This window comes from Nonomuraea sp. NPDC050451 (genome assembly GCF_044458585.1).
This window is the reverse complement of record NZ_JBITHZ010000008.1, coordinates 127,525-139,555: the sequence shown is the minus strand read 5'-3', so window position 1 is coordinate 139,555 and position 12,031 is coordinate 127,525. Positions and strand designations below refer to the sequence as shown.

The 12,031-nt window shown below is 73.6% G+C and carries 9 protein-coding genes; 3 read left to right on the top strand and 6 right to left on the bottom strand.

Annotated elements, in window-relative coordinates:
• Positions 1-133 precede the first annotated feature (133 nt).
• Entirely contained in the window at positions 134-466 is a 333-nt protein-coding gene (locus tag ACIBI9_RS25595; protein ID WP_397224954.1) for a hypothetical protein, read from the top strand.
• A gap of 71 nt (positions 467-537) precedes the next feature.
• On the opposite strand, the gene ACIBI9_RS25590 is transcribed toward ACIBI9_RS25595, so the two are convergent.
• The 5 genes from ACIBI9_RS25590 to ACIBI9_RS25570 form a co-directional block, all read right to left on the bottom strand.
• On the bottom strand, positions 538-912 hold the full coding sequence (locus ACIBI9_RS25590; protein WP_397224952.1) for a YchJ family protein: 375 nt from the start codon (positions 910-912) through the stop codon (positions 538-540).
• Positions 913-917: 5 nt separating this feature from the next.
• On the bottom strand, positions 918-1,754 hold the full coding sequence (locus ACIBI9_RS25585; protein WP_397224950.1) for an NAD-dependent protein deacetylase: 837 nt from the start codon (positions 1,752-1,754) through the stop codon (positions 918-920).
• A gap of 62 nt (positions 1,755-1,816) precedes the next feature.
• Positions 1,817-3,577 (bottom strand): ATP-binding cassette domain-containing protein, encoded by a 1,761-nt coding sequence (locus tag ACIBI9_RS25580; RefSeq protein ID WP_397224948.1) that lies wholly within the window; start codon positions 3,575-3,577, stop codon positions 1,817-1,819.
• The gene (locus tag ACIBI9_RS25575) at positions 3,574-5,319 is read right to left on the bottom strand and encodes an ABC transporter ATP-binding protein (RefSeq protein WP_397224946.1); all 1,746 of its coding nucleotides are present in this window, start codon (positions 5,317-5,319) and stop codon (positions 3,574-3,576) included. The genes ACIBI9_RS25580 and ACIBI9_RS25575 overlap by 4 nt, the downstream gene beginning before the upstream one ends.
• Positions 5,320-5,617: 298 nt before the next feature.
• Complete coding sequence (locus ACIBI9_RS25570) at positions 5,618-8,146, bottom strand: hypothetical protein (RefSeq protein WP_397224944.1); 2,529 nt, start codon at positions 8,144-8,146, stop codon at positions 5,618-5,620.
• Positions 8,147-8,459: 313 nt separating this feature from the next.
• Between ACIBI9_RS25570 and ACIBI9_RS25565 the strand changes: the two genes are divergently transcribed.
• Both ACIBI9_RS25565 and ACIBI9_RS25560 read left to right on the top strand, forming a co-directional pair.
• A complete protein-coding gene (locus tag ACIBI9_RS25565; protein WP_397224942.1) occupies positions 8,460-9,548 on the top strand; it encodes a PP2C family protein-serine/threonine phosphatase in 1,089 nt (362 codons plus the stop codon).
• Positions 9,549-9,636: 88 nt separating this feature from the next.
• The gene (locus ACIBI9_RS25560) at positions 9,637-10,800 is read left to right on the top strand and encodes a pyridoxal phosphate-dependent aminotransferase (protein ID WP_397224940.1); all 1,164 of its coding nucleotides are present in this window, start codon (positions 9,637-9,639) and stop codon (positions 10,798-10,800) included.
• A gap of 60 nt (positions 10,801-10,860) precedes the next feature.
• Here the strand turns inward: ACIBI9_RS25560 and ACIBI9_RS25555 are convergent, their stop codons facing one another.
• Positions 10,861-11,910 (bottom strand): glycerophosphodiester phosphodiesterase family protein, encoded by a 1,050-nt coding sequence (locus ACIBI9_RS25555; RefSeq protein ID WP_397224938.1) that lies wholly within the window; start codon positions 11,908-11,910, stop codon positions 10,861-10,863.
• Between the last annotated feature and the right edge of the window lie 121 nt (positions 11,911-12,031).

Genomic DNA, 12,031 nt, shown 5'->3' with positions numbered 1-12,031 from the left:
CCGTCGCCTCTGGAACCGCGTCTGGCGTCCGTACCGGGAGGCTTCGTAAGCATCCCCTCGTCTGGTCACGATCGGCCGTGCGGTCTTCCGCATAGGCCAGAAGGTGATACCCCCTGCCGGTCGAGGGGAGGTGATGCCCGCGCGCAACCCGCGCAACGACGGACATCTGAGTCCCCGGGCCGACGCGGTGATCGGCGTGGCCGGATGGCAGACCCGCATTCCCCAGGCAGTCCTTATGATCGCGGTCATCAATGCCGATGCCGACGCGCTACGGTGCCGCCTGGGCACCCATCCGCATCCCGGTGTCTTCGCCCTGGCCTTTGCGCCCTGGCCGCTCGCAACAGTGCTGAAATGCCCCCCGGCGGCGCTGCCGACACGGGGACGGCTATCGGTGCATGATGTGCGCGTGACCACGCGTATGGGCCGCACAGTGCGCTATCTGGTCCCCGTATTCACCCCATGCTGAACCCGTCCGCAGCAAGGAGGCCACGCCGTCGCTGTGTGAGAGCGACGTCGCGCGCAAGCCCCGGTGAGGGGTCACAGCGCGCCGGCGTAGACCCAGCGGCCCTCGAAACGGACGAACCTGCTGTTCTCCTCCAGCTCCCCCGGATTGCCGCGCTCGACGTAGTGGGCGCGGAAGCGTACCGTGCCCTCGGTGTGGACGACGCTGCCGCCGGTCGTCTCCAGCACCTCCAGCCGCACCCAGCGCGTCTTCCTGTCCAGGTCGAGCCGGGCGGGGCGCGCGGACGGGTGCCAGGTGCGCAGCAGGTAGGCGGCGTCGCCCACGCCGAACGCGCTGTATCGGGACCGCATGAGCTGCTCGGCGGTGGCGGCCGCCGCCTCGCCCCGGTGGAACCTGCCGCAGCAGTCCTGGTAGGAGGCGGGCAGGCCGCACGGACATGTACGAGGCATGACCCCTATTGTGCCGGGACCGGCAGCCGCGCCGTGAGCTCGGTCAGCGTGGGGCCGAGCGGGGCGTCCAGGGTGAGCGAGGCGTCGGCGTCGCCGCCGGTCGCCCCCTGGTTGACGATGGCGATGGGGATGCCGAGCGAGGCTGCCTTGGTGACGAACCGCAGCCCCGACCTGACCGTCAACGACGACCCCAGCACCAGCAGCAGCCGCGCGCCCGCCACCAGGGCGAAGCACTCGTCCACGCGCGGCCGGGGGACGTTCTCACCGAAGAACACCACGTCGGGCTTGAGCATCCCGCCGCACGCCGCGCAGTCGACCACCTGGAACCCCGCCACCTGCGCGTCGGTGAGCACGGCGTCGCCGTCGGGGTTGATCCGGGCGCCGGCGGCCTCCCAGCCGGGATTGGCGGCCCGCAGCCGCCGCTCCAGCTCGGCGCGGGGCGTGCGCTCGCGGCACGACAGGCACACGACCCGGTCGAGCCCGCCGTGCAGCTCGATCACCCGCCGCGCCCCGGCGGCCTGGTGCAGGCCGTCGACGTTCTGGGTGACGATGCCGGCGAGCAGCTCGCGCCGCTCCAGCTCGGCCACGGCCCGGTGGCCGGCGTTGGGCCGGGCCTGGCCGATCTGCCGCCAGCCGACGTGGCTGCGCGCCCAGTATCGTTGCCGCGCCTGCGCGCTGCCGGTGAAGCGCTGGTACGTCATCGGCTCCGCGCGCCGGGCCCGGCCGGTCGGTCCTCGGTAGTCGGGGATGCCGGACTCGGTCGACAGGCCCGCTCCGCTGAGCACCGCCACGCCTCCCCCGGCGACCAGCTCGGCCAGTCGTGTCACTGTCACGACATCCATGGTGCCCGATCTCCGCGACCGCCCGTCCCCCGGCCCTGAACCAGGAGACGGATGTCACCCGGTCAGTCGCCCGTGCGTTCCTCGGCCTCGGCGATCCGCTCGGCGCTCCACAGCCGCCGCATCTCCGGGCAGCTCTTCAGGAGCTCGCCGAGCCGCCCGCGCCCCGCGACCCGGCCGCGGTCGAGGACCACGATCTGGTCGGCGCGTTCGAGCGCGGCCTGCCGGTGGGAGACGACCAGCAGGGTGCCGTGGCCGGCGATCCGCTCCCACAGGAGCCGCTCGGTCTCGACGTCGAGCGCGGACGACAGGTCGTCCACGACCAGCAGGTCCGGGTCGCGTACGAGGGCGCGGGCGGCGGTGGCCCGCTGCACCTGCCCGCCGGACAGCCGCACCCCGCGCGGCCCGACCACCGTGTCGAGCCCGTCGGGCATCGCGGCCAGGTCCGGCGCGAACGCGGCCAGTTCCAGCGCCCGCCCGATCTCGGCGTCGGTCGCGGGCCGGCCGAGGAGCAGGTTCTCGCGCAGGGTCTCGGAGAACAGCCTCGGGACCTGGCTCGCGTACGCCGCCCGGCCGGGGACGAGGAACGTGCCCGGGTCGTCGACGGGCACGCCGTTCCACGAGATCGTGCCCTCGTCCAGCGGCAGCAGGCCGAGCAGGGCGCGTACCAGGGTGGTCTTGCCCGAGCCGACCGCGCCCGTCACGACCGTGAACGAGCCGCGCTCGACCCGCAGGTCGATCCCCCGCACCCCGCCCGCGCTCAGCCCGCGGGCCTCCAGCACCCGCAGCGGGCCCGGGTGCGGGGGCACGGCCGGAACGGCCGGCGGGTCGCGGCGCAGCCAGACGTCGGCGCCGCGCGACAGGTCGTCGGCGCTCTCGTGCGGCGCCATCAGCCGGGTGAGCCGGTCGGTGGCGACCGCGGCCTGCGGCAGGCGGTAGAGGATGGTCCCGATCGACCGGGGCAGGGCCGTCAGCCAGCCGATGTAGCTGGTGAACAGCGCGAGGTCACCCACCGTGAACTCGCCGCCGCGCATGGCGGGGGCGGCCAGGAGCAGGACGAGCCCGATGCTGAGCTCGACGGTCGCGCCGGTCGTGGCGTCCAGCAGGTCGGTGGCCAGGCGGTCCTTGACGGCGGCCGCGCGCCGCCGCCGGTTGTGCTCGCGCAGCCGCTCCAGTGCCGCCGCCTCGGCTCCCGCGGCCTTGATCGCGAGCACGCCGCCGAAGAGCTCGCCCACGTACGCCGTGACGGCCGCGCCGAGCGTCCTGGCCCGCTGGTGCAGCCGCTCGATGGTCTGCCGCATGAGCCTGCTCAGCACGCCGATCGCGATCATCGGCAGCACCAGCGCCAGCGTGATGACCGGGTCGACGGACGCCATGATCGCCAGCGCCGCGGCGGCGAAGAGCGTCGTCCCGGCCAGGCTGACGCTCTCGTCGGTGAAGTCGACCGCGTCGGCCACGTCGTCCCGCAGGCGGGCGACGGACTCGCCGGCCGAGTGCGGCAGCCGCGCCGCGGCGGGGCCGCGGGCGGTCAGGACGGAGCGCAGGGTGTTGGCGCGCAGCAGGGTGGCCGCCGCGGCCCACCAGTAGACGCCGTACGTCCACGCGATGACGATCATCAGGCCCCGGGCGACCTCCACGCCCACGAACGCCGCGCACAACCACAGCGCCCAGCCCGGGTCGCCGCCGAGCCCGTCGAAGATCCGCTGCAGGACGAGCCCGCTCGCCAGCGGGATCACGTGGACGGGCAGCCAGAGCAGCGCGCCGATGAGATAGCGGCGGAAGTCGAACGTGGCCAGCCTGGTGGCCACCAGCATGACCGGTTTCACCGGCTCACCCCCGCCAGGTCGAGCAGGCGCCCGAACCTGCTGCCGGGGTCGGCGGCGAGGTCGGCGCGGCGGCCGTACTCGACGATCTTGCCGTGGTCGAGCACGGCGATCTTGTCCACGCGCGACAGCGAGGACAGGCGGTGCGCGATGATCACGCCGGTCCGGCCGTCGAGCAGGCGGTCGATGCTCTGCTCGATGCGGCGTTCGGTGGCGGGGTCGAGCCTGCTGGAGGCCTCGTCGAGCACGACGAGGCCGGGGTCGGCGAGGAACGCGCGGGCGAACGCGATGAGCTGTGCCTCCCCCGCCGACACCGCGCGCAGCTCGGTGTCGAGCCCGCCGGGCAGTCCGGCCAGCCAGTCGCCCAGCCCGACGCCGTGGAGGACCTCCCGCAGCCGCCCGTCCCCCGGTGAGGGCCGGAAGAGCGTGAGGTTGTCGCGCAGGCTCGCCGCGAAGAGCTGCACGTCCTGCGTGACCACGCCGATCCGCGTTCGCAGGGACGCCTGGTCCGCCTCGCGCAGGTCCAGCCCGCCGACCCGTACGGCGCCCTCGGTCGGGTCGTACAGGCGCAGCGCCAGGCGGGCGAGCGTGGTCTTGCCGCTGCCGGTGCGCCCCACGAGGCCCAGCGTCTCGCCGGGGGCCAGCGTGAGGGTGACGCCCGACAGCACCTGCTCGTCATCGCCGGGGTAGGCGAAGCCGACGCCGTCCAGGCGCAGGCCGAGCGGACCGGTCGGGGGCAGGGGGCGGGTGCCATCGGGCAGGGTGCGCCGCTCGGCCAGCAGGTCCGCGATGCGGGCCAGGCCGGCCAGCGCCGCCTGGTACTGCCTGATCTGGTCGATGAGCCGCTCGAACGGCGCCCGCACCATCAGCGTGTACTGGAAGATCAGCACGGCAGTGCCGACCGTGAGCGTCCCCGACCGCAGCGCCCAGGCGGCGAGCCCGAGCATGATCGCGGTCCCCGCGGCGAACGCCACCGACGTGCCCGCCAGCAGCGTGGTCCCGATGCGGGCGTCCTTGACCTCGGCGCGGTAGAGGGCGGCGCTGACCTGGTGGAAGCGGCGTACGGTGTGCTCGCCGGCGCCGTTGGCGCGAAGGTCCTCGGCTCCTGCCAGCCGCTCCTCCAGCATGCCGAACAGCCGCGCGCTCGCCGCGCGGGTCCGGGCGGCGGCCGGCACGGCCAGCCGCTGGGCGCGGGCCATCCCCCACCCGATGAGCAGGCAGTAGGCCAGCAGCGCGCAGCCGATGCGCCAGTCGACGCCGAGCACGATGACGACCACCCCTGCCAGGAGCAGCACGCTGGCCACGACGTCCATGAGGAACGCGACGACGAAGTCGGCCACGGCCACGACGTCGCCGTCCACGCGTTCGATCATCTCGCCGGGCGTGTGCCGGCCGTGGAAGGCCAGGTCGAGACCGAGCGCGTGCCGGGCGAGGCGCTCGCGCAGGCGGTTGGTGCCGTCCCAGGCCAGGCGGCCGGCCAGCCACGCGGTGACCAGCCGGGCGGCCTGCCCGGCGACGGCGAGCGCCAGGTAGCCGGCGGCGATCAGGGTCAGGTGCCTGATGCTCGCGCCGCCGATCGCGTCGTCCACCAAGCGGCGGGTGATCTGCGGCGCCGCGAGCGGGAGCGCGGTGGCGGCGGCGATCGCCGCGACGAGCGCGGCGCTCTGGCGGGGTCCTGGGCGCAGCAGGCGCAGGACGGAGGTGCTATGCGGTGGATTCCCTTGGTCGAATGATCTCGACAACAAACGTCATGCCCTTTGGATAGGAGGTCTCATTGCTCTGGCGGGACATGAACGTCGTCCTCATCGCCGACCTCCTTGATCCGATGGGCTCGCTCCAGGGAGTACAGCAGCCCGGCGCGGGCCGGGCAACCGATTTACCCGCTCCCCCTCAACCCCCGGCCCGCGGGCGGCACGCCCCGGTCACCCAGCGCACTTGCTTCCCCGGCCGGGTGTCCGAGGCGTCCCGCAACCGTGCCCCTCGACGGGCCCGGCGTCCGTGTCCTCCCCCTGGCCGACGCGCCACAGGGGTTGGGGGTCTCCATCAGCGGCACTCCCCCTGCCACGGGTACGGATGCGCCGCCCGCGCGCGCGGGACCATCGGGTCGGCCGCCCGCGAGCACGAATCCGCGCGCACGTCCGCCGGACCCGGATAGCGGGCGACCGCCCGCGAGCGCGTCGTCGGCGCGGGAGCGCAGGTGTCGGCCGCCTCCGGTTTCGGCCGGGGCGCCGGGCGGCCGCCGGCCGGGCGCAGGTAGACGCAGCGGAGCTCGGCGGCGAACCGGAGCCCGCCGTCGCGCAGCCAGCACTCCTCCGGCCCCGGCAGCGTCTCGGTCAGCGTGAGACGCTCGGCCGTGGCCGCCAGCCGGCCCAGCCCTTCGACGAGCGCGGGCGAGCGGGTGTCCACGTGGATCGGCCTGCGGTCGCGGGGCGACGCGGCGAAGAACGTCACGGGCAGCTCGTGCGTCTCCCGCAGCCGAGCCATCGCGACCAGCAGCTCGCGATCCCCGACCGCCTGCCCGAGCGTCTCGAACGACGCCCGGCCCACGCGCCACGCGCGCCGCGAGATGACCACGTTGTCCCAGGTCAGCCGGGGCACCCTGGAGAGGTGGCGCAGGTCCGGCCGCCGCACTCTGGGCAGGGCGAGCGCCGTGTGCAGCGCGGTGTCGTCGTGCTCGCCGTTGTGCAGCAGCAGCGGCCCGTCCACCCCCTTGGCCCGCAGGACGGCGCGGCGCCCGTCGCTGTGCACGTACAGCTCGTCGAGCCCGATCCGGCGCCGCCCGCCGTCGGCCGTCACCCCGCCCAGCTCCAGCACCGGCCCGGGGAACTCCAGCGGCGGCCGGCCGGCGGCGCGGCGCGAGATGACGTTGAGGGCGGTGTGGCCGCCGAGCGCCCGCACGATCGCCGCGTCCCGCTCGGCGACGAGCCCGGCGCCGTCGGGGTGGAACTGCAGGGCCCACGGCGTCAGCAGCGCGACGTCGTGGAGGTCGCCGAGGACCAGCGGGGTCAGCCCCGGCTCGTACGCCTCCAGCGACGGCGCGGCCACCATGACGTCGGCCGAGCAGAGCACGGGCGCGGCCGGCGGATCGGGGTCGTCCAGCAGGCCCGCGAGGTCGACGGTGGCGGCGCCGGGCGGCGCGGCCCGCACGATCGCGGCGATCCGCTCGGCGAGGCGGTCGCCGTAGCGGATCTCCAGGTCATCGCTCGCCCCCAGCACCTCGGCCAACCCGAACGTGCCCGCGCCGAGCCGGCCGGCGAGCAGCCGGTTGGTGCGCTGCCTGGTCAGCTCGGCGTCGGCGGCGAGCAGGTCGAGCACCTGGGGCACGCGGCCTTCCAGGTCGGCCGCCAGCCCTTCGCCGACGGTCACCCGGAGCGTGCCGGCGGCCGCCTCGTGCACGACGACGCCGTTGTCGCCGGGCCGGTCCTCGTGCGCCCGCCCGCTGCCGGCCAGCGTCTCGATCCGCCGCTGGAGGGCCAGCTTCACGTCGGGAGAGGCGGCGGGATACTGCGCGAGCAGCTCGGTGATCTCCCGTACGCGCCGCCCCACCGGCAGGTCGCCGCCGGGGCCGCAGGCGTCCGGGTGGGGGGTTTCGGCGGGGAGGCGTTCGCGGAGCCAGGACAGCGGGTCGGCGACCGTGGCCGGCGGACAGAGGTCGTGGGTGAGCAGCCCGCGGCGCACCGCCACCGCCAGGGCCGCGGCGGCCTGCTCCGGCTCCGTCCCCGACTCGGCGGCGATCTCGGCCAGCGTCCGGCTCCCGTCGCACAGCGCCACGAACGGCGCCGCGTCCGGCACGGCGTCCGGCACCGTGCCCGTCCACGTCCGGCGGCGCGGCACCAGCCCCGCCACGAGCCCGGAATCGGCCAGGACGCGCTGCTGGAGCGACTCGCCCACCCAGTCGGCCGGGTACGCGACCCGCCGCGGGCGCGTCAGGTAACCCGACCACGTGTGGCCGCCGGCCACCGAGGGCTCGACGCGGCCGTGGTCGAGCGGCCCGAAGCAGCACGTGGCGCAGAGCCCCTGCAGGACCGAGCCGACCAGGCGCCGCAGCCGGCCGCCCTTGGCGATGCCGCGCCGCAGATCGCGGTAGAGGCCGGGCGCGCGGCCCACGAGGGCGTCGAGGAAGCGTTCGTCGGCCGCGATCCCTGCCACGGCCGCGCGGGCGAGCGCCGCGTCGGCGGCCGTCGTGCCCGCCAGGGCGAGCCGGGCGTCCTCCAGCGACCCGGTCACCTCGTTCCAGGCGGCGAGCCAGCCGGCGGGCGCGGGCGTGTCGCCCGGGAGCGGGCGCAGGTCGCGCAGGCGGCTGCGCAGGCCACGCGGCAGCCGCCCGCCGCCCGTCCCGCGTGCGGGACGGGCGTCCCCGCCTGCGGCGCTGCGGACCGGGCGGGGGTCCTCGGCCGGGGTGCGGTGGGCCGGGGCCTCGGCGAGCAGGTCGAGCGCCCGCCGCTCCAGCCGTACGACCTCGGCGGCGGCCGCCGCGGCCCGCGGGTAGGCCAGGGATCGGACGAGCTCCCAGGGGAAGCCCGCGCTCCGGACGGTCACGGCCGGCAGCAACGTCCAGTCCTGCTCGCTCACACGGCCACCCCTTCTCGCGCGGAACTGCACCCGGCACGCCTTAACTCAAAATGCTTACAAGATCATCTTTGCTTGTCAATGACGCCATCGATGAGAAATCAATAAGCAGGCCATAATGCAGTCACCGCCGACACCGGCAAATCCCGCCATAAGGTGCAGAGTCGTTTACTTCTGGCTTGTATCCCCTTATCTTCCCTGTACAGGGGCCCGATCCAGGCACGACGGCCCGAATTCGGGCGCTCATTTCATGCTTTCTTCCGGACGTTCGAGAAAATCACCGTTACGCCGTTCCGCGACGGGGGATGAAAGACTCGTGACGGCTGGCGGGCGGCGCGAAGGGCCGTATCTCTCGACACCGGTGTTCGTCGCCGGGCTCGTCGTCATCACCGCGATGGTGGCCGCGCTCGACATCTTCACGGGCACGGCGGTGCGGCTGTTCCCGCTGCTGATCTTCCTCCCGGCGATCGTGGCCGGGCTGGGCACCGTGCGGCAGACGGCCGTCGCGTCGGTGTGGGTGGTCCTGGCGGCGGCGGGGGTCACCACGTATCTGGGCGGCGAGCTGGACGACAACCTGCTGGCCGCCGGGTTCACGGCCGTGTTCGGCGCCTTGAGCGTGCTCGGCTGCGCCTACCGGGTGCGGCGCGAGGAGGAGGTGCACCGGCTGCGCTCGGCGGCGGCCGCCCTCCAGCAGCTGATCGTGCGCCCGCTGCCGCTGCGCACCGCCGACGTCGTCATCGACGGCCTCTACCAGCCGGTGGAGGAGGACACGATGGTGGGCGGCGACATGTACGAGGTCGCCGTCTCCCACCACGGCACCCGGGTGCTCATCGCCGACGTGCAGGGCAAGGGCCTGCCCGCCATCGGGACCGCGCTGGCCGTGCTGGGCTCGTTCAGGGAGGCGGCCTACCGGGAGGAGACGCTGGCCGGGGTCGTCGAGGCGATGGAGAACGCCGTCGTCAGGCAGAACACCTTCGCCGCCACCACCGGGGAGCCCGAGCGCCTGGTCACCGCCCTGGTGCTGGACATCGGCCGGCGGCTGGACGTCGAGGCGGTCAACTGCGGGCACATCGCCCCGTACATGCTCCACCGCGGCGACGCGCGGCAGGTGAACCTCGGGGAGCCGTCCGTACCGCTCGGCCTGGGCACGCTCGCCCCCGCACCGCGCAGGGGCGCGCGGTTCGCGTTCCCGCCCGGCGCGGCGCTGGTGCTGTGCACCGACGGCGTCACCGAGGCCCGCGACCCCCGCGGCGCCTTCTACCCGCTGGAGGAGCGCCTGGAGGGCTGGGCCCCCGACCCTCCCGAACGGCTCGCCCAGGCGCTCGGCGAAGACCTGCGCGCGTTCACCAGGACCGCTCCGCGCGACGACATCGCGATCCTCACGCTGCGCCGGACCGAGTCCTGACCCGCCGGGAGCTCCTCGCGCAACCATCATGAACCGGTCGCTCCACCCACGCGTACCTACACACATCGGACATGTCCATGGAGGTGTCGTGGAGCTCAGCCTCTTGCGGGCACAGGCTCACAGCCCGTCGTACTTCTCGTTGATGCGCGCCTCGTCAGGAGAGCGCGCGCCGGTTGACTTCTGCATCCCGTGCAATCCATATTTCCCGACCCCTGAGATCTTCGAGCATCTCGGGAGGAACCTGGAGACGATTCTCAAGTTCTATCCGAGCGACGCGGGCACGATCACCGCGGAGCTCTGCGCCACGCTCGGCCTCCACCCGAAGACGGTCGCCATGGGCAACGGGTCGACCGAGCTGATCACCTGGATCGACCACCTGCTGGTGCGCGAGAGCCTCGCGGTGCCCATCCCGACCTTCGGGCGCTGGACCGACCAGCCGCTGGAGACGGGCAAGCGGGTGGACATGTACCCGCTGTTGGAGAGCCGCAACTTCACCCTCGACGTGCAGGACTACGTCTCGTTCATCCGCATGCGCGGCTCCCGGGTGGCGGTGATCTGCAACCCGAACAACCCCGACGGCGGCTACCTGCCCAAGCACGACGTCCTGCAGCTGCTCGACGAGCTCATCGACCTCGACCTGGTGATCGTGGACGAGTCGTTCGGCGACTTCGTGGACTGCGAGCCGGGCGCGGGGCTGGCGGCGGAGGCGGCGGTCCGGCCGAACGTGATCGTCCTGCGGAGCCTGGGCAAGAACTTCGGCCTGCACGGCATCCGGTTCGGCTACATGGTCGCCAACCCGGCGCTGGCCGGGCGGGTGCGCGACGCGCTGCCCAAGTGGAACCTCAACTCGTTCGCCGAGGTCATCGTGTTCATGATGCGGCAGTTCATGGGCGAGTACCAGAACAGCCTCAGGATGGTGGGCCAGGACAGGCGGGCCATGTTCCAGCAGCTCAGCACCATGCCGGGGCTGTCGGTGTTCGCCTCGCAGGGCAACTTCCTGCTGATCAAGCTGCCGCCCGGGTACGACGGGGTGGGACTGCGCGACCACCTGCTCTCCGAGCACGGCGTGTACGTACGCGAGTGCGGCAACAAGCTGGGCACGACGAGCCAGTTCATCCGCCTGGTCGTGCGGCCGCAGGACGACGTGCGGCGGCTGCTCATCGGCATGACGCAGTTCCTGTACTCCGGCAGCCTGCACGAGATCCCCGTCATCGGGGTGCACCACCGGCACGTCAACCCGCTGTCGGCCTGAGATTCCGCCCGGGCCCCCGGCGGCGCTCCACGGGGGTCCGGGCGGGCCTTGCTCTCAGGCCTACTGCCGGTGGAGCCGGTAACGCTTGGGCAGCTTGAACCCGCGCTCGGCCATGATCTGCCGCAGCCGGTCGGGGTAGTCGGTGATGATGCCGTCCACGCCGTCGTCGATGAGCTTGTTCAGCGTCGGCCCGTCGTCGATCGTCCACGGGATCACCTTGAGGCCGAGGGCGTGGGCCTGGTCGACCATGTCCTTGGTGACGTACGCCTGGTAGCCGGGGTCGGTCACCTTGCCGTTCTGCGGGAACCCGTGCACCGGCGAGAACGCGTCCGCCCCGAACGACCTGACCGCCTTGAGCGGGTCGCCGCCGAAGTCGTCGATGTCGATGCCGCCCAGCCAGGGCGAGGCGCCCGGCTGCCCGGTCTGCAGGAAGTCGCGGTTGGTGAGCGCGACGAGCGGCAGCCGCGGCTCCAGCTCCCGCACCCGCATCAGGGCGCCCCAGTCGAAGCTCTGGACGGTGACCTGCCGCAGCATCCCGGCACGCCGGATCTCCCGCAGCGTCACCTGCACGAACTGCTCCCTGGGGGCCGTCTCGCTCGGCGCCCCGGCCTCCACCTTGGTCTCGACGTTGAGCTTCACGCCCCACGCCCGGTAGCCGCGCACCAGGTCGAACACCTCGCGCAGCGTCGCCATGGGCGCCCCTGGCACCGCCCGCTGCCCCGGGAACTCGGCCAGCGTCCGCGACCCGCAGTCCATGGTCCTCACCTGCCGCAGGGTGAGCGTGTTGATGTACTTGCCGACGTACGGGAACTCGGGGTCCCCGGGCACGGCGGGCGCCGTGTCGCGGCACTTCCTGTCGCTGATCCGCCTGTCGTGCGTGACGACCGCCTGGCCGTCCTCGGTGATCTGCACGTCGAGCTCCAGCGTGCTGACGCCGAGCTCCAGCGCGTTGGCGAACGCGGGCAGGGTGCTCTCCACCACGAGCCCGAGCCCGCCCCGGTGCGCCTGGAGGTCGAACGCGCGCCGCCCGTCGGCGAGCGCCGCCTCGGGCGCGGCCGTCACCGTCACCGCTGCCGCCGCCAGAACCGCGAGCCATCTCTTCGTATTCACACGCGACAAGATCTGGCACGACGGGGACGGCAGGGCGTACGCGAGATGAGCGCGGGACGAAGCCTTCGCGATCAGGCGCCGTGCCCCTGGCGCGGGCCAAGCTGCCGACGCGTGCGGCCGA